The organism is Pseudomonas frederiksbergensis, from assembly GCF_035751725.1.
In the GTDB taxonomy this organism is placed as follows: domain Bacteria; phylum Pseudomonadota; class Gammaproteobacteria; order Pseudomonadales; family Pseudomonadaceae; genus Aquipseudomonas; species Aquipseudomonas frederiksbergensis_A.
Genome location: NZ_CP142104.1, coordinates 2,532,802 through 2,554,369 on the forward strand (window position 1 = coordinate 2,532,802; position 21,568 = coordinate 2,554,369).

At 59.9% G+C, this 21,568-nt stretch carries 22 protein-coding genes; 9 read left to right on the forward strand and 13 right to left on the reverse strand.

From position 1 onward, the window contains the following. Window positions 1–13: 13 nt before the first annotated feature. On the reverse strand, window positions 14–688 hold the full coding sequence (gene ytfE / locus VQ575_RS11385) for an iron-sulfur cluster repair protein YtfE (protein WP_325919682.1): 675 nt from the start codon (window positions 686–688) through the stop codon (window positions 14–16). Between the two features lie 161 nt (window positions 689–849). On the opposite strand from ytfE, the gene norR reads away from it, so the two are divergent. From norR to ubiT, 7 genes are all read left to right on the forward strand, one after another. Next, window positions 850–2,370, forward strand: a complete 1,521-nt coding sequence (gene norR, locus VQ575_RS11390) for a nitric oxide reductase transcriptional regulator NorR (protein WP_039591146.1) — start codon at window positions 850–852, stop codon at window positions 2,368–2,370. 101 nt (window positions 2,371–2,471) lie between these two features. After that, the gene (pdxH, locus tag VQ575_RS11395; RefSeq protein ID WP_039591144.1) at window positions 2,472–3,119 is read left to right on the forward strand and encodes a pyridoxamine 5'-phosphate oxidase; all 648 of its coding nucleotides are present in this window, start codon (window positions 2,472–2,474) and stop codon (window positions 3,117–3,119) included. A 90-nt stretch (window positions 3,120–3,209) separates the two neighbouring features. Next, a complete protein-coding gene (gene moaB / locus VQ575_RS11400; RefSeq protein WP_045155810.1) occupies window positions 3,210–3,764 on the forward strand; it encodes a molybdenum cofactor biosynthesis protein B in 555 nt (184 codons plus the stop codon). After that, window positions 3,761–4,993: a molybdopterin molybdotransferase MoeA gene (locus VQ575_RS11405; RefSeq protein ID WP_325919683.1), complete on the forward strand. Its 1,233-nt coding sequence runs from the start codon at window positions 3,761–3,763 to the stop codon at window positions 4,991–4,993. Before moaB ends, VQ575_RS11405 begins: the two co-directional genes overlap by 4 nt. An 81-nt stretch (window positions 4,994–5,074) precedes the next feature. Beyond that, on the forward strand, window positions 5,075–6,070 hold the full coding sequence (ubiU, locus tag VQ575_RS11410; protein ID WP_198723113.1) for a ubiquinone anaerobic biosynthesis protein UbiU: 996 nt from the start codon (window positions 5,075–5,077) through the stop codon (window positions 6,068–6,070). 10 nt (window positions 6,071–6,080) lie between these two features. After that, complete coding sequence (locus tag VQ575_RS11415; protein ID WP_198723114.1) at window positions 6,081–6,971, forward strand: U32 family peptidase; 891 nt, start codon at window positions 6,081–6,083, stop codon at window positions 6,969–6,971. Further along, window positions 6,965–7,435 carry a ubiquinone anaerobic biosynthesis accessory factor UbiT gene (gene ubiT, locus VQ575_RS11420; RefSeq protein WP_198723115.1) on the forward strand — a complete coding sequence of 157 codons (471 nt, stop codon included), beginning with the start codon at window positions 6,965–6,967 and terminating at the stop codon, window positions 7,433–7,435. The genes VQ575_RS11415 and ubiT overlap by 7 nt, the downstream gene beginning before the upstream one ends. 24 nt (window positions 7,436–7,459) lie before the next feature. Here the strand turns inward: ubiT and VQ575_RS11425 are convergent, their stop codons facing one another. The 12 genes from VQ575_RS11425 to VQ575_RS11480 form a co-directional block, all read right to left on the reverse strand. After that, the gene (locus VQ575_RS11425; RefSeq protein WP_198723116.1) at window positions 7,460–8,629 is read right to left on the reverse strand and encodes a spermidine synthase; all 1,170 of its coding nucleotides are present in this window, start codon (window positions 8,627–8,629) and stop codon (window positions 7,460–7,462) included. 48 nt (window positions 8,630–8,677) lie between these two features. After that, window positions 8,678–9,982, reverse strand: coding sequence for an MFS transporter (locus tag VQ575_RS11430; RefSeq protein ID WP_325919684.1), 1,305 nt, complete (start codon window positions 9,980–9,982; stop codon window positions 8,678–8,680). Window positions 9,983–10,018: 36 nt separating this feature from the next. Further along, on the reverse strand, window positions 10,019–11,155 hold the full coding sequence (locus VQ575_RS11435) for a HesA/MoeB/ThiF family protein (RefSeq protein WP_325919686.1): 1,137 nt from the start codon (window positions 11,153–11,155) through the stop codon (window positions 10,019–10,021). A 1-nt stretch (window position 11,156) separates the two neighbouring features. Beyond that, window positions 11,157–11,429, reverse strand: a complete 273-nt coding sequence (locus VQ575_RS11440; RefSeq protein ID WP_325919687.1) for a MoaD/ThiS family protein — start codon at window positions 11,427–11,429, stop codon at window positions 11,157–11,159. 3 nt (window positions 11,430–11,432) lie between these two features. Continuing rightward, a complete protein-coding gene (locus tag VQ575_RS11445) occupies window positions 11,433–12,203 on the reverse strand; it encodes a hypothetical protein (protein WP_155401988.1) in 771 nt (256 codons plus the stop codon). Continuing rightward, window positions 12,178–12,879 (reverse strand): TfuA-like protein, encoded by a 702-nt coding sequence (locus VQ575_RS11450; protein ID WP_052742274.1) that lies wholly within the window; start codon window positions 12,877–12,879, stop codon window positions 12,178–12,180. The genes VQ575_RS11445 and VQ575_RS11450 overlap by 26 nt, the downstream gene beginning before the upstream one ends. Then, window positions 12,860–14,077 carry a YcaO-like family protein gene (locus tag VQ575_RS11455; protein WP_325919688.1) on the reverse strand — a complete coding sequence of 406 codons (1,218 nt, stop codon included), beginning with the start codon at window positions 14,075–14,077 and terminating at the stop codon, window positions 12,860–12,862. The genes VQ575_RS11450 and VQ575_RS11455 overlap by 20 nt, the downstream gene beginning before the upstream one ends. A 90-nt stretch (window positions 14,078–14,167) precedes the next feature. Continuing rightward, a complete protein-coding gene (locus VQ575_RS11460) occupies window positions 14,168–14,344 on the reverse strand; it encodes a hypothetical protein (protein WP_325919689.1) in 177 nt (58 codons plus the stop codon). Between the two features lie 451 nt (window positions 14,345–14,795). Then, window positions 14,796–15,182: a putative zinc-binding protein gene (locus tag VQ575_RS11465; RefSeq protein WP_039591124.1), complete on the reverse strand. Its 387-nt coding sequence runs from the start codon at window positions 15,180–15,182 to the stop codon at window positions 14,796–14,798. Window positions 15,183–15,267: 85 nt separating this feature from the next. Then, a complete protein-coding gene (locus VQ575_RS11470; RefSeq protein WP_325919690.1) occupies window positions 15,268–15,945 on the reverse strand; it encodes a Crp/Fnr family transcriptional regulator in 678 nt (225 codons plus the stop codon). A gap of 149 nt (window positions 15,946–16,094) precedes the next feature. Next, on the reverse strand, window positions 16,095–16,742 hold the full coding sequence (gene narL, locus VQ575_RS11475; RefSeq protein WP_039591120.1) for a two-component system response regulator NarL: 648 nt from the start codon (window positions 16,740–16,742) through the stop codon (window positions 16,095–16,097). Then, on the reverse strand, window positions 16,739–18,538 hold the full coding sequence (locus VQ575_RS11480) for a HAMP domain-containing protein (RefSeq protein ID WP_045155819.1): 1,800 nt from the start codon (window positions 18,536–18,538) through the stop codon (window positions 16,739–16,741). The genes narL and VQ575_RS11480 overlap by 4 nt, the downstream gene beginning before the upstream one ends. 309 nt (window positions 18,539–18,847) lie before the next feature. Here VQ575_RS11480 and VQ575_RS11485 point away from each other — a divergent pair, with 309 nt between their 5' ends. Together VQ575_RS11485 and VQ575_RS11490 are read left to right on the forward strand one after the other, a co-directional pair. Then, window positions 18,848–20,149: an MFS transporter gene (locus tag VQ575_RS11485; protein WP_232916770.1), complete on the forward strand. Its 1,302-nt coding sequence runs from the start codon at window positions 18,848–18,850 to the stop codon at window positions 20,147–20,149. Continuing rightward, window positions 20,127–21,524: a NarK family nitrate/nitrite MFS transporter gene (locus tag VQ575_RS11490; protein ID WP_198723121.1), complete on the forward strand. Its 1,398-nt coding sequence runs from the start codon at window positions 20,127–20,129 to the stop codon at window positions 21,522–21,524. The genes VQ575_RS11485 and VQ575_RS11490 overlap by 23 nt, the downstream gene beginning before the upstream one ends. The last annotated feature ends 44 nt before the right edge of the window (window positions 21,525–21,568 follow it).

The following is a 21,568-nucleotide window of genomic DNA, read 5'->3' on the forward strand; positions in this document are numbered from 1 at the left end:
GGAGTATTTGAGGTTAACGGGCCGCCTTCATCGCATTGACGAACAACACATTGTTTTCCAGGTGAATGTGCTGCATCAGGTCGTCCCGCAGCTCCACCAGTCCGCGATACAGGGCGCGCCAGGTGTTGCAGGCGTCAGCGGGCGGGGTGATCTGGTCAGTCAGGGCGAGCATGGTTTCCAGCGCTTCGCCGTGCTGGTCATGTTCGTAGCGAAGCACCTGGATCGGCGCCGAGGCGCGTTCGCCCAGGCCCTGTTGCAGCATTGGGAACAGCACTTGTTCTTCCTTGAGCATGTGGCCTTCGAGTTCCTGGTACATGTCCTGCAGATGATCGGCCAGGCCGTTGGGGCAACTGGCGCGTGCGCCATGGACCGTTTCGACCCGACGGGCCAGGCGGATCAGTTCCGGCAGTTGTTCGCGATGGCGGGCGTGGTAGCGTTCGAGGATGTGGCTGATCAACAATGCCTGGGGTTCATCGCGCCAATCATGGCCGCGCTCGCCAGCGGCTTGCAGGGTGCGCAGGGCATCGGCGATCAGCAACGGGTTCAGGCCCTTGCCCAGCGCCGCTTCGCGCAAGGACTTTTGTCCGCCGCAACAGAAATCGAGGTTGTAATGATGGAAGGTCCGGGTGGCACCGGGAATGTCGCAGGCCAGTTGGCCGAGGCTTTGTTCAAGCAGGTCGAGGCTCATCATGTTTCCTTGGGTTGAATCCCGGGAGGGACAGATGACCGCTCACTTTGCAGTCGGCATGCCAGATTCAAGTCATTGAAAAAAAAGCACTAAATTTATGCCAGGGTGATTGTCACCCTGGTTGCGAAGGGTCAAACGAACCCTGGAGGGTCACCACTACCATGCTGCGTGAAAGCCTGGCCGCCGACCTGATCGTCGAGCTGCCCAATGCGGTGCGATTGCAGCGCCTGGTGCAGACCCTGCGCGAATACTTCAACAGTGGCGCCGTCGGCTTGCTGCGCCTGGACGATGACAGCCTCAGGCCCGTGGCGACCGTGGGCCTGGTCCACGAGGCGCTGGGCCGGCGCTTCGTGATTGCCCAGCACCCGCGCCTGGCGGCGATCATGGCCTCGCGCGAACCGACCTGGTTCGAGCCGGACAGCCGCTTGCCGGATCCGTATGACGGCTTGCTCGATCACCACGTCGGCGAGCCGCTGCCGGTGCATGACTGCATGGGCGTGAGCCTGTACGTGGAAGGCCGGCTCTGGGGCGCGATCACCCTGGATGCCTTGCACGCCGGCACCTTCGACGGCCGCGCCCGGGAGGAACTCAAGCGTTGCACGTTGCAGATCGAGGCGGCGGTGCGGGTCACGCGATTGGAGCAGGAGAATCGCAGCCTGCGGGCGTCACGCAGTGACCCGGCGGACCTGCGCCTGCCGACCGAGGAGGGCGAAATCATCGGGCGCAGCGAGGGTTTGCAGCAATTGCTCAATGAGCTGGATGTCTTGGCTGATTCGGAACTGCCGGTGCTGTTGCTGGGCGAGACTGGGGTGGGCAAGGAGTTGTTCGCTCGGCGGCTGCATCGGTTGTCCCGGCGTAGTCACAAGCCCTTGGTGCAGGTCAACTGCGCGGCGTTGCCCGAGTCCCTCGCCGAAAGCGAGTTGTTCGGCCACGTCAAAGGCGCGTTCTCTGGCGCGACGACTGACCGCGCCGGACGCTTCGACGCGGCCAATGGCGGCACGTTGTTTCTCGATGAAGTGGGCGAGCTACCGCTGAGCGTGCAGGCCAAATTGTTGCGCACCCTGCAGAACGGTGAGATCCAGCGGCTGGGAGCGGACAAGCCGCTGCACGTCGATGTGCGGATCATCGCGGCGACCAACCGACACTTGCCCGACAGCATCCGCGACGGGCTGTTTCGCGCCGACCTGTACCACCGGCTGTCGGTCTACCCGGTGCCGATCCCGCCGCTGCGCGAACGCGGCCACGATGTCTTGATGCTCGCCGGGCATTTCCTCGAACTCAACCGCACGCGATTGGGCTTGCGTGGCTTGCGCCTGTCTCCGGCCGCCGAACAGGCGCTGTTGGCGTACCACTGGCCGGGCAACGTGCGGGAGCTGGAGCACGTCATCAGTCGCGCGGCGTTGAAAGAGCTGAGCCGTGGTGCCAGTCGCGGGGTGATCATGACCCTCGAACCGCAGGTGTTGGATCTGGATGTCAGCACCAACGCAGCCGCCATCGACACGCCGGCGCAAAGCATTGATGCGCCGCTGCGGCCCCTGAGCGTCACGGTGGATGAATGCCAGCGCCAGGCGATCCTCAGGGCCTTGGAACGCTGCGGGCAGAATTGGGCAGGGGCGGCGCGGTTGTTGGAGATTGATCCGAGCAATTTGCATAAATTGGCGCGGCGGTTGGGGCTCAAGTAGGGCCGTCTCCCATTCACCACGATAACCAGCATTGATAACGATCAAGGCCTCCCATCCCAGGCGACTCCACACTGGCCCAAACCCAAGTGGAGATCACCGTCATGCCCCTTTCCCTGGCCAACATGCGCCGCCAATACACTCGCGACGGGCTGGACGAAGCCCATCTGCCAGATGATCCCCTGGCGCTGTTCGGCGTTTGGATGCAACAGGCCCGCGAGACCGAAAGCCCACCAGTGGAAGCCAATGCCATGGCCTTGGCGACGGTGGACGAGCAGGGGCGGCCTCATTGCCGGGTGCTGCTGCTCAAGGGCTTCAGCGCGGACGGTTTTTCGTTCTTCGGTAACTACGAGAGCGGCAAGGGGCACGACCTGGCGCTCAATCCCTGGGCGGCGATGACGTTCTTCTGGCCTGCGCTGGAACGCCAGGTGCGCATCGAAGGGCAGGTCCACAAGCTCGATCCAGCATTGTCCGATGCCTATTTTCATTCCCGTTCCGTCGCCAGTCGTCTAGGCGCCTGGGCTTCCCCGCAGAGCCGTCCGCTGGCTGATCGAGCGGCGCTGGAGGCCTTGTTGGCGGGCACCGAACAACGTTTTGCCGAGCAACCGGTGCCACGTCCCGAGCACTGGGGCGGTTATTGCCTGCGCCCAGGACGGCTTGAGTTCTGGCAGGGCCGCGCGGATCGTCTGCATGACCGTATGGATTTCCGGCTGCACGAGGGCGTTTGGCAGCGCAGCCGCCTCGCGCCCTGAGCACCCGAGGGAGGTACCTCCATGGAGGAATAGGCCCGGCACTGATTGCGGTTCAGGCTGGGCCATCTTTTCTGACAGGACGGCTGACCAATGGCCCATCTGACCCAACGCGATTTCCAACCGCTGAACATCGCGGTCCTCACCATCAGCGATACGCGCACTTTTGAAACCGACTCCTCGGGCCAGACCTTGGCCGATCTACTGCAAACCGCCGGTCATGTGCTGATCGATCGTGCCCTGGTGAAGGACGACATCTACCAGATCCGCGCGCATGTCTCGCAGTGGATCGCCGACCCCAAGGTGCAGGTGGTGTTGATGACCGGTGGCACCGGTTTCACCGCGCGCGACAACACGCCCCAAGCGGTGGCGCCGCTGCTCGACAAGCAAGTCGATGGCTTCGGCGAATTATTCCGCCAGGTGTCGTTGGCGGAAATTGGCATGTCCACCCTGCAATCCCGTGCACTGGCCGGTATGAGCAACGGCGTGCTGGTCGTTTGCTTGCCGGGTTCTCCGGGCGCTTGCCGCACCGGCTGGGAACAGATCCTCGTCGGGCAACTGGACAGCCGCACCGGGCCGTGCAATTTCACCCCGCACCTCAAGCCCCAGGACGGCATCGTTCCGACTGCCTGTGAGGCACGTCCATGAGCGGTGTTTGCGACAGCGGCGCGTTGACGCCGGTAGACGAGGGGATCCGGCATCTGCTGGACCAGGCGCCGCCGCCTCCACCGGTGCAACGGGTGGCCCTGGACCAAGCCCTGGCGCGAGTGTTGGCGATGGATGTCCTGTGTCCGATGAACCTGCCGGCCTGGGACAACAGCGCGATGGACGGCTACGCCTTGCGGGCCGAAGACCTGCCGATGGAGGGCGGCTGCCTGGCGCTGGCCGGGCGCATCGCAGCGGGTGACGGGCCGGGCGAGCCGCTGCCGGCGGGGCGGGCCGTGCGCATCTTTACCGGCGCGCCTTTGCCACCGGGTGCTGACACGGTCGTGCCGCAGGAAAGCTGTCGGGTCGAGGGCGAGCGGGTCTGGTTGCCGTCGGTCAACCGTGGCGACCACGTGCGCAAGGAAGGCGAGGAGCTGCGCAGGGGTGATCGCTTGCTCGGTGCCGGCACGCGGCTGCGGGCGCAGGAGCTGGGGTTGCTGGCCGGTGCCGGGATCGACCAGGTGGAAGTATTTCGTCGGTTGCAGGTGGGGTTGCTCAGCAGCGGCGATGAACTGCGCGAACCGGGCGAGCCGTTGGCGCCGGGGCAGATCTACAACAGCAACCGCCACAGCCTCGCCGCGTTATTGCGGGGCTGGGGCCTGGAGGTCCACGACTTTGGCGTCATGCCCGACCAGCTATTGGCCAGTCGACAGGCGTTGCGCCTGGCCGCGGCCGAATGCGATGTACTGATCACCTCGGGCGGTGTCTCGGTAGGTGAAGAGGATCACCTCAAGCACGCCATCGAAACCATGGGCAGCATTGATCTGTGGCGGCTTGCGATCCAGCCTGGCAAGCCGCTGGCGTTCGGCGACGTGGAAGGCAAACCGTGGATCGGCCTGCCGGGCAACCCCTCAGCGGCGCTGATTACCGCGTTGATCGTCGTGCGGCCATTCCTGTTCCGCGCCCAAGGCATGCACGACGTACTGCCTGCGCCGCTACAGGTGCCCGCCGGATTCGACTGGTTGAAGCGCAACCGCCGCCGGCAATACCTGCGGGCCCGATTGGTCTCGGGCATTGATGGGCAGTTGTGCGTCGAACTGCACCCGCAGCAAAGCTCGGCGATGCTGACGGCTGCCTGCTGGGCCGATGGCCTCGCGGTGGTCGAGCGTGACGCCCAGGTGCACAAGCACGACCGAGTAATGTATCTGCCGTTCGCGAGCCTGATGCATTGACGGCAATTGACTGCCGTCAAGGTCGCCGCCGGTTGGCTGGCTAGACTGGCGGCGCCCTTAGTTTTCCCACGAGGATGCCCCATGCAACTGGTTTGCCCGGCAGGGAATCTGCCAGCCCTCAAAGCGGCGGTGCGCCAAGGCGCTGATGCCGTCTATGTCGGCTTTCGCGATGACACCAATGCCCGGCACTTCGCCGGACTGAACATGGATGACAAGCAGTTCGATGCCGCGGTTGCGCATATCCGCCAGCATCAACGCAAACTTTACGTAGCGGTCAATACCTACCCGCAACCCAAGGGCTGGGAACGCTGGCAGCGGGCTGTGGATCGCGCCGCCGATTTTGGCGTGGATGCGCTGATCGCCGCCGACCCAGGCGTGCTCGGCTACGCGAGCCAGCGCCATCCTCGATTAGCGCTGCACCTTTCGGTACAGGGCTCGGCGACCCACGCCGCGGCGCTGGCGTTCTACGCCCAGCGCTATGACATTCGTCGCGCCGTACTGCCGCGGGTGTTGTCCTTGGCCCAGGTCAGGCAGGTGGCGGCGGGCAGCCCGGTGCCGATCGAAGTCTTCGGCTTCGGCAGCCTGTGCATCATGGCTGAGGGCCGTTGTCATTTATCTTCCTACATCACCGGCGAATCGCCGAACCTCTGCGGCGTCTGCTCCCCAGCCAAGGCGGTGCGCTGGAGCGAAGACGCCCAAGGCTTGAGCGCACGCTTGAGCGAAGTGCTGATCGACCGCTACACGCCCGATGAACCGGCCGGCTATCCAACCTTGTGCAAAGGTCGCTTCCTGGTGGGCGGCAAGCGCTTCCATGCGCTGGAAGAACCGACCAGCCTCGACACCCTCGACCTGTTGCCGGAACTGGCGGCCATCGGCGTCGAAGCGGTGAAAATCGAAGGGCGCCAGCGCAGCCCGGCCTACGTCGAGCAAGTGACGCGAGTGTGGCGCGCCGCGCTGGATGCCCACCACACCGCGCCGCAACGCTTCCGAGTAAGGGAAGAATGGCGCCAGGTCCTGGCCGGTCTGTCTGAAGGCAGCCAGACCACCTTGGGCGCCTACCATCGATCATGGCAATGAGGGAGACCTGATGAAACTCAGCCTGGGACCGGTCCTGTTCTATTGGGACAAAGTGCAACTGGCAAATTTCTATGCCGAGATGTCGGCCTTGCCACTGGACGTGATTTACCTGGGGGAAACCGTCTGTTCGAAACGCCGGGCGTTTTCCCTGGATCAATGGCTGGGCCTGGGGCGCGAGCTGCAAGCCTGCAGTCAGGCGCAGATTGTGTTGTCGAGCCTGACGCTGATCGAAGCGGCGTCGGAGCTGTCCTCGCTGCGCCGTCTGTGTGACAACGGCGAGTTGCTGGTGGAGGCCAACGACATGGGCGCTGTGCAGTTCATGGCCGAACGCAAATTGCCCTTTGTGGGCGGTCCGGCGCTGAACCTGTACAACGGCCACGCCCTGGGGCAACTGCTCGACAGCGGCATGATTCGTTGGGTGCCGCCGGTGGAATGCTCGGCGGCACTGATTGCCGATGTGCTGGAACAAGTGCGGGACATGGACCGCGATCTGCCCGAAGTGGAGATCTTCGCCTATGGTCATCTGCCCTTGGCTTACTCGGCGCGCTGTTTCACCGCCCGGGCTGAAAACCGGCCCAAGGACGACTGCCAATTCTGTTGCATCAACTACCCCGATGGCCTGGCGTTGAGCAGTCAGGAAGGCCAACAGCTGTTCACCCTCAACGGCATCCAGACGATGTCCGGCGAGGTCACGAACCTGCTGGCCGATTACCCCGCGCTGGCCGCCTGCGGCGCCGACATGCTGCGCCTGAGCCCGCGCGCCCAAGGCATGGCCGAGGTGGTCACGGCTTTCGACAAGGTTCGCCAGGGCGAAGCACCGCCGTTGTTCGTGGAAGGATGCAATGGTTACTGGCACGGCCATGCCGGCATGTTGAAGGTAGAGGAGGCGGGCCTGTGTTGAGTCCGAAGAAGTGGGTGCTCAAAGGTGCCGATCGCTTGCTGCCGCTGGTGGGCAAGGTGCCGTTCGTAGTGCAGCGACTGGCGTTGCAGCAGGCGCTCAACCGGTGCTTGGCCGAGCCGTTGCGCGAGGGCGGGTTCGAGGTGCTGCGTGATCGCTGGTTATGTCTTCGGGTGCTTGATCTTAAGCTGTGCTGGTACCTGACCCTCGGCCGCGATGGCCTGCGCATCGCCGAACGGGCCGAGGCGCAGGTTTCCATCAGCGGCAATTGGCGTGAGTTCCTGTTGCTGGCCAGTCGCCAGGAAGATCCGGATACGTTGTTCTTTCGTCGTCGGTTGGTGATCGAGGGGGACACCGAGTTGGGGCTGGCGTTGAAGAACTTGATCGACAGTCTTGATCCGGAGGTGTTGCCGCCGTGGCTTTGGCGCAATCTGGAAAGGGCGGGGAAGGGGTTGGCGGCGGTCTGAGAGGTTGAGTTGCTGTGGTAATCGTCAGATCAAGTCTGAGTCTCTACGCCCAAGGGAAGTGCTCGTTGACAATCGGACTAGCGCTCGTCGAAAACCTTCCACTTTGGACACGTCTCCCCGGGTTCTATGGGTAATGACGCCATAGGCGTAAGGGAGTAAACCCTCCAGCCAGTCTCGCGGGTGAATCTCGACGCTGTTCTCCAGTGTCGCGACAACCCAGTCGGGGAGCCATGACATATCGCGGTCCGAGAAATTGACCTCGCCTGCGATCAGCAACGCCAGCGTGGTACGCAGCGACGATTTTTCTTTCAATAATCTCTCTTGCAGCGCTTGGCAAGCGTCGGGGGCATCCAGTAACACACGAAGATCGTTGGGGTTGCTCAGCTTCAGCGAGGCCGGAAGTAGCGCAGACAACGCGGGTAATGAGTCCATCCAGCGTTTTTGCACCTCCAGATCAATCCCTACGAAGTCCAGCGCTGGGGGCACAAGCGGCGCGTGACGGATAACCGTGGGCGTCAGGTAACGCAGGCGAAGGCTCATGATGTCCATAAAGAGCCGGTCACTGGCGCATAAAAATTCCACGGCAGGTGCGGCGCCCATTACGGTTGATGGCGGTGGGCCGATAATGAACGTCGCATTGCGTCGATGGGGCAGGTGATGAATGTCGCCCCAGCTATCGTTCAGGCAGTGGGCGAGCCAAGCCTGGGGCGTAGGGCCGTTGAACGGGTCCAGATTCATGGGAACGCCAAAACCGTTGAACACCACGTGACCGAGGGGATTGAGGCGGCTCTTCAATAGTTGGTGGAATCCGTGATCAAACACGATCGGGGCATACGCGCTCTCGGTGTAGAGGTCGACAATAATGACGTCGTACCGGTCGGGAGTGACGACCAGGAAGTGCGCGGCATCGGCGACCACGCTGTCGAAGTCGACATGCGCTGCAAGTCGGTTCCGGTTGTCGAGGCTGCGTACGAGGGCCGTCTCGTCCAAATCAACGGCCAACAGGCTCGCAACTCTGGTGCTGGCTGCGATCGGCGCCAACGCCACACCGTCCGATAGCCCCAGCATCAGAACCGAGACTCGATCCTTGGACGGATCCCCCAGAAAACCGGTACAGCCCATGTCGTCATAATATTGGCCGCAGAAGATCGATTCATGTCGAGCAGATTCAGGTCGATCCTTGAAGTCCGGCATGGTTAAAGGCAACTCCGTTTGTAAGAGACTGGGGTAGGGCGAGGCACGTCAGTGCGCAAACGCTTTAGGGTATTTGTCCAGATAGGCATCATTGAGCTGCGTATCCTGGGAACGCATGAAAGTTTTGAAGTCAGGTACCAGAAAGACCAGCAGAGACAACAGCAGCACCATGACGCCCAGCAGCGTGATTGTCAGTGCAACCCCCAGATAGGCGATCAGGGCGTTCATCGCGAAACTGCCCAAGGGGCTGGCCGCCGCAGACAGAAATGAAACTGTGGCAAAAATCCGATTGCGATGCAGCTTTGGCGTTGCCAGCAACCTCACAGCGGAGGTGGGGATGTTAATCAACATCAGCCCAATGCCGCCGCAGAAAAAGGCTGCGGGCACGATGAACGACGATGAAACGGTCCCGACCACCACTAGGTTGCCCCCCAGTAATGCGAAACCAGCGGACACGCACATGTCACGGGGGACCCGGTCGGATAACCAGCCGATGATCTTGTAACTGCCCGCCAGAATGCCCAGCCCGAAACACGAATCCAGAAGACCGATGTAAGTGACCGGGTACTGGATGACGTCTTTTACATACAGTGGGATCAGGATGGTGAAGAACGGAAACAGGGCAAAGTTGATCAGCATTGCGATGATGGCCAGGTAAAATTCAACTTTCACTCCATAAACCACTTTGAAGCCGGAATAGATCATGCTGAAGCCGCTGGCACCCGGGGCTTTTTCGCCTTGGCCAGTGGCACCGATGGGGCTCGGGATGGTCGCGATCAACGCCACGGCGATGAGAATCGCAAAAAAATCGGCGGCAAAGGCGAACGTGATACCGAACCCGTAAATCAACCCGCTGGCCAATACCGGCCCCAGCAGAATGGAAAAGGACGACATCACGCTTTTGGTCCGAAAGGCCAGGGAGACTTTATCGTCGTCTGCAAACAAAGGAATGATCGACGCCTGGAGAGGGTCGCGTACGCCGACAATCGCACTGCTGATCATCATCAGCGCGCCAACCGTCCAGGGGTTGAACGACCCCGTGGCGGACAGCACCACCATCAACAGCGCTGCTAGCAGGCTGATCCATGAGGCCAGCTTGATGATCAGGATTTTGTTGTATTTGTCCCCCAGCCATCCCAGCAGGGGTTTGGCTAACACCTCCGCCGCGATGGAACAGGCAATCATGTTGGCGAAATAGAGCGCGGAGCCTGTTTCCTGCAAGGCCCACCAGGCCACTGCCAGTTGATTGCACCGCCCGCCCAAAACCATCAACAAAAAGCTGAATTGCACTTTCAGAAGACGCCTGTCGATGCCGGGAAAGCCCCACGTAATGCCTGAAAAATTTACATTCATTGACGTACCTTTGATCCGGATAAGGTAGCTGCGCAATCAGGGGTGTTCAAAAAAAGAAGAGGTACGTTCATTAGGGTAAATCTCCAGATACCGCTCGATGCCACCCTCAAGGCTATAGAGTTCTGCTTCCTGACTGACGGTACGAATTGCCAGGAGGGCCGCCTTGCTCCTGATGCCGGATTTGCAATAGAAAACGATACGGCGGGCGGTATCGAGTTCATCCTGGCGCTTGATGATGTCTTTGAGCGGAATCGGTCTGCCGCCTAGCGAACCTTGCTGATGCTCGCTGACATCGCGCACATCAACCAATTGAAATGGGGCTTGTGTCGCTATCCAGTCATGCAGGGTGTCGGGTGATAGCCAGTCGCTATCGCGCCACGCAGGCGTGGTTGTAGCGCCAAGCGTTCTCGCAGGGGGGCGGTCCCGTGTTTTTTTGTTGATGTTCAATAGGTGGAAGGTGTTGTCCAGGCAGTCGATAGACAACAATTGCCCGCTCAATGGCTCCCCGGCACGGAGGATGAGCTTGAGTACCTCATTGGCCTGAAAGCAACCGAGCAAGCCAGGTATAACGCCAAGAACACCCGCTTCCGAGCAATTTTGCGTCAAGTGCGGTGGCGGCGGTGTTTCGAACAGATCCCGGAAGCACGGCCCCCGTTGTTGGGTGTGCTGATTGTAATAATTGAATACCGACACCTGCCCCTCGAATTGACTGATCGACGCATAGACCATCGGTTTCTCACACTCGATACAGGCGTCACTGATGAGGTATTTAGCGCCGAAGTTATCAGTAGCGTCGACGATGATGTCGTATTCGGCTAGCAGCGACAGGACGTTGTCCGAGTTCAGCGTCGTGGCAGCGGTGTGGACGACGATGTTGGGGTTCAACTGGTTGATGCGACGTTTGGCTGCCGAGACTTTCAGGTCGCCTACATCGGCATTCGCATAGAGAATTTGTCGATGCAGATTGTTCACGTCGACAATATCGTTATCAACGATGCCGATCGTCCCGACGCCCGCACCTGCCAAGTATAGAAGTACCGGGCAGCCCAGCCCCCCGGCGCCGACCACCAGCACTTTACTGTCTTTGAGACGTTGCTGCCCCTGAGCGCCGACCTCGCTGAGGATGATTTGGCGGGCGTAACGGGAGGTATCCGTTTTGAGGTTGCAATGCATGTCAGCCACCTGCCACTGCGTTGATCAGGATCAATTGCGCATTGCTGTCCAGGGGGCAATGACGGTCATGCTCGTTGGTCACGGGCATGCCGTCGACGAACAACCCCACGAACGGCAGCGGGTACAGATCCTCAGAGAAGACCGGGCCAATCAGATCGGGAAATCGTGCGGTTAGATTGCTCAGCACATCGCTGACACACAAGCCTTCAGTAACGTGTGTTTTATGCTGTTCGGTGTAGTGCATGAACTGCCGGGGAAAGTGTACGACGGCCATGGGTCATCCTTGAAAGGTGTCAGTTGTCAGGTCGCTGGAAAACGCATCCAGCTTGGAGGTGATCAGTTTTCCGATTTCGGACAGTTCGGCCGAGGCCTGGAGAGTGGCCAGACTTTTGAGAAAGTACTGATGCAAGTAGTCGAGTCGTTCGGGACGAGCTCGCACGGAACCGCTGATCAGCAACCGCTGGTGGTAGTTCACGGCGCTGACCGCAAACAGGCAAGCCAGCAAGACACCCCTAGGGTTCTTGCCTCCGGTTCCTGATGGCAGTATGTAGTCGTTTGAGCTGTCCTTGAGCTGGAAGTCGTAAATCTCAGCGATCAAACTGGACCAGATATGGGACAGTTCGTGCACCAGTAACTCTTCAAGGTCCGTCATGCTGGTAAACGCGGCTTCGCCCAGAAACATTTGTTGCGGCAACACAGGGTTGGTTAGGCTGACTTGTTGAGTCAGCAATTTATGTATATTAACCGGCAGGTCCAATAATCTGGTCCATTCCGGCAGCAAGGCTTTGAGGTTACTCTTCGCTTCAGCCAACATGATCTGCTCGGCGTTACCGAGCGCTTTATAGGGTGGAAACACGGGCGCACCTTCGACGTGCCGAGCATACAGGGCGGTGGCGAAGTCTGGTTGCAAATAGGTGGTTAAAGGTAACTCGCCTCCCTCGATATTTCTACGTACAACGGCGACGAGTGTTAAAAGTTTTGTGCTATTGAACAAGGAGTGCACAAAGGGCAAGCCGTTTATTTCACACAGTATCTCTGATGGCGACATTCTGTTTCACCGTCCTCGTCCATGGTTGTAGTTTGAGAAATTCGATCAAGTCCAGGCTCTTTATTCGGTAGGCAGAAAAATTGGCCAGGGCGTTGTCTATTTGTTTCGTCGCGACAGGGAGTGCCAGCAAAGCTTCTTTCAAACAATTTAGTGTTCGATGTCCGTACCACATGTTTTTCAGGTAGTGAAGTATGTGTTGCTCTTGTGCCGGCGTAATGATCCGTTCAGTCGTCCACTGTCCTAAAAACTGCCTGATATGAATAAGTGGTTCGCTGAGTGAAAGAAAGGGTTCCTGTGTTTGATGTATCAGGGTCACTTCGTCGTCGGACATGTCCGGATCGCTAGCGAATTGTCGATACACTTCACCAAAGCCTGTCATTCCCAGCGTATCCATTTCACAGGCGCGAATGGCCCCCATGGACGACAATCCCCAAATGCGCCAACCCGCACCCAGAGCGTCAAGTATCTCGGCATGGCCGACGGCAGGGTGAGCATGGAACACGCCATCGACAATGGCGATGTTCGAAGGGGGCGATTGCGCGACCAGGCGTTCGATATCGCCACGCTTGACAGGCGGGCGCACCATCAAGCCACCACCGCGCAGTAATTGACTGTCTATCGCTTGCAGGGAGGGGCCCGCAAAAAGCGTGCATGCCTCAAGCGCTTTGTTTGACATACGTAAGTAACCTCGGGCCGACCCTTTTCAAACCGGGTTCAAAGGTTTCAAGCCCCGGAATAATGATCCTGATCACAGTGATGTCGTCCGTCGCTTTACTGAGCAAAACCCTTAGCACGGTACTGAGCCCGACACTTTGCAACCGCTCAATGAGCAACTCCCAGGCCGATTCGATCGTGGGGATCGCGGCTTCCTGGCAGTCGATGGAGGAGTAATCGATCATCTGGTTCCGAGAGGTGGCCACGGTACGCAAGCGTGAGATGGCCTGAAGCTCGACCGAACGGCCCTTCTTCTCGAAGTATTTGACGCGCTCAATGATGTCGTCCCGGCCCCCGTGGATGTGGCTTAAACGGCTTTGGGCCGCCTCGCAGATAGCCCGGATCAAGGCGACATCCTTGATGGGATGTAACCCTGAACCGGTGGCCACAGAGATGGGCGCGTGGGAGGACTCTTCCATGATAAAAGCCTGGAAGTAGGCCAGGCCAAAACAGTTCTCGGTGTAACGAACCGACAGGCTCAATCCCGCGTCATTGATTTTATTGATCAGAGAGTCGGTTTCTGAGCTGTAGCGGTCTAGATTGACGAGGCAGGAGCGGTCATGCAGATGATTAAAGGCTTGAACATCGCGCTCCATGAGTTCGCAAACAGCGTGTACCGAGGCTTCCACCAAGTCATTGCCTGAAGCCAAGCCACTGGAGCTTTCCCCGAAGAGTTGTTGTCCGGGGTTTTCGGGGTAGGGGATGAACACCAGTTCGGCGGGTGCAAGCACCGTTTGCTTGCGCAATACATCTTCAACTTCGATGGCCATGATGAGCGAGTCGGCATCGGCAGAGAAGCCATACAACATGCAGAACTGATTGAAAGCTATTCGTCCTTCGTGGCTTTCAATGAGTTGCCTCGGCGTGGTCTTTAACAGCTTCAGTTGCGCCGTGTTGTATTGCGCAAGGCTGAACTCAATGGCTTCCATGTACGCGCCTATCTTCGCTTCTGCTGATCTGAGGCCTTTGCCAGCATTTACGCACAGCGAACCCTTCAATGCATCGGGTCGTATACTGGCGAATACCGGAATTCCAATACGGTCCAGCCAGGTTGTGTCGGTTACTCGGGTAATGCCCAAGCGCGGCGCTATATCGCTGACGATGATTTTTAATGTTTCTTCGGCACTGCGGCGACGGAGGCTCGAACTAAGCCTTTGCATAATTGGTCACCTTTGACTGATGAAAGGTATAAGCAAGTATCATGTTCGACACAATAGAAAGCGGGAGGGAATTATATCCCTCCCGTTTTTTCAGGCTGCGATTCTAACGTCGTCAGCCAGAGCCAGCGTCAATACGTTGTTGTTCGACTGATGTGCCACAAAGCCGGCATGCATCAGGCTTTCATCGTTCAGAATAACGGAGAATTTCTCCGCGGTTTCTGCGTCCGGTTCAAGCTCGAAGGTTGCATCGTTAACTAGAGAGTCCATTTTATTTATCCTGTCGGTAATATTGTGTTGAGGGAATTTAGTTGCGCAACACCAATGAGATTTGCAGATATTTGAGATTATGCCAGCTAAAACTAATATCAGGATGTTGCGACTTTGTGTCGTCGCGAAGGGGGTGCGAATTTTCTGAAATGTTAATCGTGCCGATTGTGGGAATTGGCTTACAGGTTATTAGGAAAGGTATGTTGCTATCTTAGGATGGGTCTTAGGAGTTTACTGTAAGTAATTTCCGAGATCTTTTAGTTTCTTGGCCCGTTGTCTCAGACAAGATTAGATTTGCGGTATCGGTTGAGCTGATTTAAAAAATTGAATAAAAGCAACTGCGTTCCAACTGACATGCCGCGGCTAAAGGTTTTAGGACCGCTTTGCGGTCCAGCGGGAGCAAGCTCCCTCGCCACCGGTTAGGTGTTCGTCACTAAACCTGTTCGCCTTCTCAAGCCGTCTCGGTGGCTTCGATCATCCGGCCTTCAAGCAACCGCTTGATCTCCTCAAACAACTCGTCACTCTGCTCCTCGGTGCAATCCTCGCCGTTGCGTTTGCGCAAACCATGGTGGCTGAAGATCAGATGCACATCGGCGTGCAGGTCGTGCTGGTTCAGGCAGCTTTCGACGCATTGCAGCGGGCAGCCATCCAGCGCCAGGATTCGCCGTCCCGAGCGCGCTTTTTTGACCAGCGCAGCCACATGTCCGCCGACCCCGACGATGCAGGACATCTCGGCCAGGCCGCTGCGATCCAGGCGCAGGGCCAGGGTATTGGCCAACTGCGCGACATTAGAGCAGCCGGAGCAGGAGTAGACCAAGGGAAGGCTTAAATCGGACATGAGGGTTCTCCTCTGATAGACGCTGCCAGTGTGCGAGGCCGGCAATAGCACGCCTTGACCATGGTCAAATCTGAGACTGGCTCGGCTACTGTTGGTAAGCAGTCAGCTCTTCTTCAGCCAGGATACGAATGTTGCGCCGCTCCATGGCAATCAACCCCCCATCCACCAACCGATGAAGAATCCGCGAAAACGTCTCCGGCTGGATCCCCAGCTTCGAAGCCACTAGCCGCTTGGACACCTGCAACACCACCTGACCATCCCGCGGATCGCGCTCCTGCAACAGAAAATTGATCACCCGCCGACTGGCACTGGCCAAGGTCAGGTTGTCGATGTCCTTGAGTCGCTGGTGCAGATGAATGCTCATGCTGGCCAGGATCGCCAGGCAGACCTTGGGCTGGTCCTCCAGCGCCTTGAGATAATGCGTCCCCTCGATACTCACCAGCACGCTGTCCTTGATCGCCGACGCGCTGACCGGGTAGCAACGGGCCTGGCTGAACAGCAGGGCTTCGGCGAAGGTCTGCCCGGGCTGGATGATTTCCACCAGGTTTTCCTGGCCCTCGCCGGTGACCCGGAAGAGCTTGATCTGGCCACTGACCAGCAAGAAAAATCGCTTGGCCGGATCGCCCTGGTGCATGAGCGTGCTGTTGCATTCCAGGCGTTTGAGGACAGCCAGGCTACAGACATCTTCAAAGACCCGCTCAGGCAGTTGGCTGAACAGGTGATGACGACGCAACAGTAAAACGATGGAAGGGTGGGTCAGCATGGCGTACCTCCGCGTGCCGTCATGGTAGTGCCCAAGTCGTCGGCGGCCTATGCCTCGGCAGGCTTACCTCGGAAGAGGGAGGAGAGGCGGTCGATCCAATCTTTCACTGCCGGCGCAGATCGGTAGCGTGTTGTATGACTCAACCGGGACTAACCCGCCCCGCGCAAATGCTCCATCGCCCACACCGCCGCTTCGACCCGCGAACGCAAGCCGAGCTTGTGCAGCAGGTTCTTCACATGCACCTTGACCGTGCCCTCGGTGATGCCCAGCTTGTGACCGATGACCTTGTTGCTGAAACCGCCGGCGATGGTCTTGAGGACCTGGCGTTCGCGCTCGGTCAGTTCCACATCGGCCTGGCGCGGTGGCGAGCGCAAAGCCTGGGCCATGACGCGGGTCAGGCCGGGGCTGATCACCAGGGCGCCGTTGAGGGCGTCGCGGATGTACTGGATCAGCAACTCAGGCTCCATGTCCTTGAGCAGGTAACCGTTGGCGTCCAGGCGCAGGGCATCGCGGATGTCGTCCTCGGCGTCGGACACGGTGAACAGCAGCACCTTGCCGGTGTAGTGCATGGCGCGCAGCCGGCGCAGAGTCTCGATGCCGTTCATCTGCGGCATGTTGTTGTCCAGCAGCACCAGGTCGGGCTTGAGCGGTTCGATCAGCGCCAGGGCTTCTTCGCCGTGGCTGGCTTCGCCGACGATGTGCAGATCGTCTTCGAGTTCGAGCATCTGGCGGATCCCGCGACGCATCATCGGATGGTCGTCGACCAGCAGCAGGGTGTGGCGCAAAGGGGCGTTCATGTTGCGATGCCTTCGGTGTGGTGGCCCAGGAACTCCGGTTGGAAATGCACCTGGATACGGGTGCCCTGGGGCGTTCGGGAGTGAATGTCGAGTTGGCCGCGCAGGCTGCGGGCGCGTTCGTTCATGATGTTCAGACCGTGGTGCTCGCGCTGGTCCACTTCGCCGCTGAAACCCCGGCCATCGTCCTCGATGCAAAGGCGCACGGTCTCGCCTTCCTGGCGCAATTGCAGCCAGGCGTTTTGCGCATGGGCGTGGCGCAAGCAGTTGGACAGGGCCTCGCGGGTAATCTGCAGGATGTGGATCTGCTCGCTGGCCGACAGCTCGAAGGCCAGGGTGTCGATGAACAGGTGCACCTGGAAATCACCACGGTTGGAGAATTCCTCGGCCGTGTCCTTGAGTTCCTGTACCAAACCGTCGTCGCGGATCTGCAAACGGAACGTGGTGAGCAATTCACGCAGTTGTCGATAAGCGTTGTTGAGGCCTTCGCGCAGTTCGCCGGTGACGTTTTCCAGGGTCTGCACCGGTTCGCCGCGACGCATCAGGGTCTGCATGCGGCTGACTTGCAGTTTCATGTACGACAAGGCCTGGGCGAGGGAGTCGTGCAGCTCCCGGGCAATGATGGTGCGCTCGTCGAGCAGCAACAAGCGATGGTCCTGTTCGCGCTGGCGCTTGAGGGACAACGTTGTCCCGATCAAGTTGGCCAAGGCCTGGATCAGCGCGATTTCCCATGGCTGTGCGGCGTGACCGTCGACAAAATGCGCCTTGAGTTCACCCAGCTCAGTGCCCTGGTTGCTGATGCTGAAAGCTTGCGGGCGCGCGGCGTTGTGTTTGTGGCAACTGGCGCAATCGCTGCTGGCGCAGACCTGGCGGCTGGCGGCGCCATGCAAGGCCAGCAGATGCCGTGCGGGCGACTGCAGCTGTCCTTGCAGGCACAGCGTGAGACGCAGGCCCGGCAGGCGCTGCTGGAAGCGGCGGATCAGTTCATCCAGGCCTTCAGCATTGGCCTGGCGCGTCGCGAGGCTGCGGCTGCTCTGGTAAAGCAACTCAAGGGCGGCGTTGGCCTGTTGCAGATTCAGGGTCTTTTGTTGCACCTGGGCTTCCAGGGTGCGGTGGGATTGCTCGATGGTCTCGGCCATGGTGTTGAAGCTGGTCGCCAACTGGCCCAGTTCATCCTCGGACTGGTGATTGACTCGCACCTGGAACTCACCACGGCGAAAGCGCTGGGTGGCGTCAACCAGTTCTTGCAGCGGCATCACCACGCCGTACTGCAATTCATACAGGCCGATCAGCAGGATGATCATGGTGCTGAACAACGCAATGCCCTGGATTGCCTGTTGCCAGCCTTGCTTGTGCTCGCTCTGGCGTTGCAACAGCGTGACGAACTGATCCAGTTGTTCCACGAACGAACGAGCACTGGCCTGGAAGAATGCCGAGTCGCCGCGCTCGATGGCCGGGCGCAAGGTCTGGTTCCAGCGCTGCATCAGGTCGCGATAGCTTTTGTGCAGTGCGGTTTCCGGCCCGTCTTCGAGCACTGCGCGCAGGGCTGGGCTGTCGAGACGTTGCTGCAGACTGTCGACGATCGTGGGGATGTCTTCAACGTCGCCGGCCGCGAGCTTCCAGCTCAGGTGATAGGTCTCCATGCGCACGGAGCCGGCGGTATTGATGGCTGCCGCGTCGCCCTGGCTGAACCAGGCGATCAATCCGGCGCTCAACGAGCTGGCCAGGGCGAGGATGGCGATGAGGATCACCGCTAGGCCGGCGCGAGCGGGCAGGGAGCTGCGAAGCCAACGCATCATGGGCGCTGGCTCTTGGCGAAAAACGGTAGACCGAGCATCAAGCGCGCCCTGGGTCGTGGGGTGTTGCAGCCGATCCTGGGCGCACTACCTCTAAAGAGTTGTCGGCCGTTCCGTTTCCATAAAAGCTTTGGCCGACTTGCTCAAGACATTGATAAACAAAGGCTTTTATCGAGGTCTCGATCTACCTCCTTGGAGGTAGACGGGCCAAGCATAGGCCAATGGCCCCGGGGCGCTCGTTGACCCAGGTCAAGTTTTCGCGGGGTAGGCATCACTAGTCTGCGCTCAACGAATTGACTGGGGGGCAGCGTGATGCGAGCGCAAGTGCAACAAGGGCTGGTACTGGGGATGAGTACCCTGGCCTTCACCGTGTGCTTCATGGTCTGGATGATGTTTGCCGTGCTCGGCGTTCCGATCAAGGAACTGCTGGCCCTCAACGAAACCCAGTTTGGCCTGCTGGCCGCCACGCCGGTATTGACCGGTTCGCTGGTGCGCCTGCCCCTGGGCCTGCTCACCGACCGCTTCGGCGGACGCATCGTGTTTTTCCTGCTGATGTTGTCCTGCGTGTTGCCGCTCTACCTGATCACCTTGGCGACGGCCTATTGGCAGTTCCTGGTGCTGGGCCTGTTCGTCGGCCTGGCCGGCGGCTCGTTCTCGGTGGGCATCGCCTACGTCGCCAAGTGGTTCGACAAGCATAACCAGGGTTTTGCCATGGGCGTGTTTGGCGCGGGCAACGCCGGTGCCGCAGTGACCAAGTTCCTCGCGCCGGCCTTGATTGCGCTGGGCAGCTGGCACCTGGTGCCAAAGGTGTTCAGCGCGATTCTGTTCATCACCGCGCTGCTGTTCTGGTTCCTCACCGCCGAGAAGAAAGAACACCGCAGTGCCGGCGGCGCCACCCTGCGCGAGCAACTCAAGTCACTGAAAGACCCCGCCGTATGGCGCTACTGCCAGTACTACTCCATCGTGTTCGGCGGTTACGTAGCCTTGGCCTTGTGGATGACCAAGTACTACGTGCAGGAATACGGTTTCAGCCTGCAAAGCGCGGCGCTGCTGGCGGCGTGTTTTTCCCTGCCGGGCGGCGTGCTGCGGGCCGTCGGCGGCTGGATGTCCGACCGCTGGGGCGCCCAGAGCGTGACCTGGTGGGTGTTGTGGGTGAGCTGGATCTGCCTGTTCCTGCTGTCCTATCCCCAGACGCAACTGCAAGTGCAGACCGTCAACGGCATCGTCGATTTCCACATCGGTCTCAACGCCACGCTCTTCACCGTGCTGCTGTTCGTGATGGGCATCGCCTTCGCGTTCGGCAAGGCCTCGGTCTTCAAGTACATCGCCAACGACTACCCGCAGAACATGGGCGCGGTGTCCGGCATCGTCGGCCTGGCCGGTGGCCTGGGTGGTTTCGTGTTGCCGATCATGTTTGGCGCCCTGGTGGACCTCACCGGCGTGCGCTCGTCCTGCTTCATGTTGCTCTACGGCGTGGTCTGGGTCTCGTTGATCTGGATGTACCTCAGCGAGGTGCGCAAGCGCCCGTTGCTGGGCAAACAACCGCCGGCCAGCCAATCCCCGTTTTCCAGCATTGCCCAAGGAGAAGAACATGTCCGTTCTGCAAACGCCTGAAAAAGGCCCGGTCATTCATGACTGGCGCCCGGAAGACCCAGCTTTCTGGGGCAGTAGCGGCAAACTGACGGCCCGGCGCAACCTGTGGATTTCCATCCCGGCGCTGCTGTTGGCCTTCGCGGTGTGGATGGTCTGGAGCACGGTGATCGTGCGCCTGAATGCCATTGGCTTCAGCTTCAGCACCGACCAGCTGTTCTGGCTGGCGGCGTTGCCGGGATTGTCCGGCGCGACCTTGCGCATTTTCTACTCGTTCATGGTGCCGATCTTCGGTGGCCGTCGCTGGACAGCCCTGAGCACCGCATCCCTGTTGATACCAGCGCTGTGGATGGGTTTCGCGGTCCAGGAGCCTTCCACGCCCTACAGCGTGTTCGTGCTGATCGCATTGCTCTGCGGTTTCGGCGGCGGCAACTTCGCCTCGAGCATGTCCAACATCAGCTTCTTCTACCCGAAATCCCAGCAGGGCACTGCCCTGGGCCTCAACGCCGGGCTGGGCAACCTCGGCGTGTCGGTGATGCAGTTCTGCGTGCCGCTGGTGATTTCCTTCGGGGTCTTCGGCTTCATGGGTGGCCAGCCGCAGGTGTTGGCCGACGGCAGCTCGCTGTGGTTGCAGAACGCCGGTTTCATCTGGGTGCCGTTCATCCTCGCCGTGACCCTGATTGCCTGGTTCGGCATGAACGACCTGTCCAGCGCCCGGGCATCGTTCAGCGAACAGGCGGTGATCTTCAAGCGCAAGCACAACTGGTTGATGTGCTGGCTGTACCTGGCCACCTTCGGTTCGTTCATCGGTTTCTCCGCCGCGTTCCCGCTGCTGATCAAGACCTCGTTCCCGGAAGTCATCGCCCTGAAATTCGCCTTCCTCGGCCCGCTGGTGGGGGCCTTGGTGCGGCCGCTGGGTGGCTGGCTGGCGGACAAGCTCGGTGGCGCCAAAGTCACCCTGTGGAACTTCGTGTTGATGATCGTGATGGTGTTCGGCGTCTTGCACTTTCTGCCTAAGGGCGGCGAGGGCGGCAGCTTCTACGGCTTCCTGGGCATGTTCATGTTGCTGTTTATCACCACCGGCGTGGGCAACGGTTCGACCTTCCGCATGATCCCGGTGATCTTCCGCACCCTGCACGAGAAAGCCGCCCTGGGCAAAAAGCCCGAGGTACGTGAGCAAGCGCTCAAGAACGCCGGCAAGGAGTCGGCGGCGGTGCTGGGCTTCAGCTCGGCCATGGGCGCCTTCGGAGCCTTCTTCATTCCCAAGTCATTCGGCACTTCGATGGCCCTGACCGGCGGCCCGGAGATGGCCTTCTACATGTTCGTCGGCTTCTACCTGAGCTGCATCGTGGTGACCTGGTGGTGGTACGCGCGCAAAGGCGCGGCGACACCTTGCTAGACGAATTCAACTATTGCGTGGGCGGGGCGCAGACCCCGCGGAGC

Bases quoted from the DNA above. Each gene is read 5' to 3' on its own strand.
- ytfE (WP_325919682.1), bottom strand. From the start codon at position 688: ATGAGCCTCGACCTGCTTGAACAAAGCCTCGGCCAACTGGCCTGCGAC.
- norR (WP_039591146.1), top strand. From the start codon at position 850: ATGCTGCGTGAAAGCCTGGCCGCCGACCTGATCGTCGAGCTGCCCAAT.
- pdxH (WP_039591144.1), top strand. From the start codon at position 2,472: ATGCCCCTTTCCCTGGCCAACATGCGCCGCCAATACACTCGCGACGGG.
- moaB (WP_045155810.1), top strand. From the start codon at position 3,210: ATGGCCCATCTGACCCAACGCGATTTCCAACCGCTGAACATCGCGGTC.
- VQ575_RS11405 (WP_325919683.1), top strand. From the start codon at position 3,761: ATGAGCGGTGTTTGCGACAGCGGCGCGTTGACGCCGGTAGACGAGGGG.
- ubiU (WP_198723113.1), top strand. From the start codon at position 5,075: ATGCAACTGGTTTGCCCGGCAGGGAATCTGCCAGCCCTCAAAGCGGCG.
- VQ575_RS11415 (WP_198723114.1), top strand. From the start codon at position 6,081: ATGAAACTCAGCCTGGGACCGGTCCTGTTCTATTGGGACAAAGTGCAA.
- VQ575_RS11425 (WP_198723116.1), bottom strand. From the start codon at position 8,629: ATGCCGGACTTCAAGGATCGACCTGAATCTGCTCGACATGAATCGATC.
- VQ575_RS11430 (WP_325919684.1), bottom strand. From the start codon at position 9,982: ATGAATGTAAATTTTTCAGGCATTACGTGGGGCTTTCCCGGCATCGAC.
- VQ575_RS11435 (WP_325919686.1), bottom strand. From the start codon at position 11,155: ATGCATTGCAACCTCAAAACGGATACCTCCCGTTACGCCCGCCAAATC.
- VQ575_RS11440 (WP_325919687.1), bottom strand. From the start codon at position 11,429: ATGGCCGTCGTACACTTTCCCCGGCAGTTCATGCACTACACCGAACAG.
- VQ575_RS11445 (WP_155401988.1), bottom strand. From the start codon at position 12,203: ATGTCGCCATCAGAGATACTGTGTGAAATAAACGGCTTGCCCTTTGTG.
- VQ575_RS11450 (WP_052742274.1), bottom strand. From the start codon at position 12,879: ATGTCAAACAAAGCGCTTGAGGCATGCACGCTTTTTGCGGGCCCCTCC.
- VQ575_RS11455 (WP_325919688.1), bottom strand. From the start codon at position 14,077: ATGCAAAGGCTTAGTTCGAGCCTCCGTCGCCGCAGTGCCGAAGAAACA.
- VQ575_RS11460 (WP_325919689.1), bottom strand. From the start codon at position 14,344: ATGGACTCTCTAGTTAACGATGCAACCTTCGAGCTTGAACCGGACGCA.
- VQ575_RS11465 (WP_039591124.1), bottom strand. From the start codon at position 15,182: ATGTCCGATTTAAGCCTTCCCTTGGTCTACTCCTGCTCCGGCTGCTCT.
- VQ575_RS11470 (WP_325919690.1), bottom strand. From the start codon at position 15,945: ATGCTGACCCACCCTTCCATCGTTTTACTGTTGCGTCGTCATCACCTG.
- narL (WP_039591120.1), bottom strand. From the start codon at position 16,742: ATGAACGCCCCTTTGCGCCACACCCTGCTGCTGGTCGACGACCATCCG.
- VQ575_RS11480 (WP_045155819.1), bottom strand. From the start codon at position 18,538: ATGATGCGTTGGCTTCGCAGCTCCCTGCCCGCTCGCGCCGGCCTAGCG.
- VQ575_RS11485 (WP_232916770.1), top strand. From the start codon at position 18,848: ATGCGAGCGCAAGTGCAACAAGGGCTGGTACTGGGGATGAGTACCCTG.
- VQ575_RS11490 (WP_198723121.1), top strand. From the start codon at position 20,127: ATGTCCGTTCTGCAAACGCCTGAAAAAGGCCCGGTCATTCATGACTGG.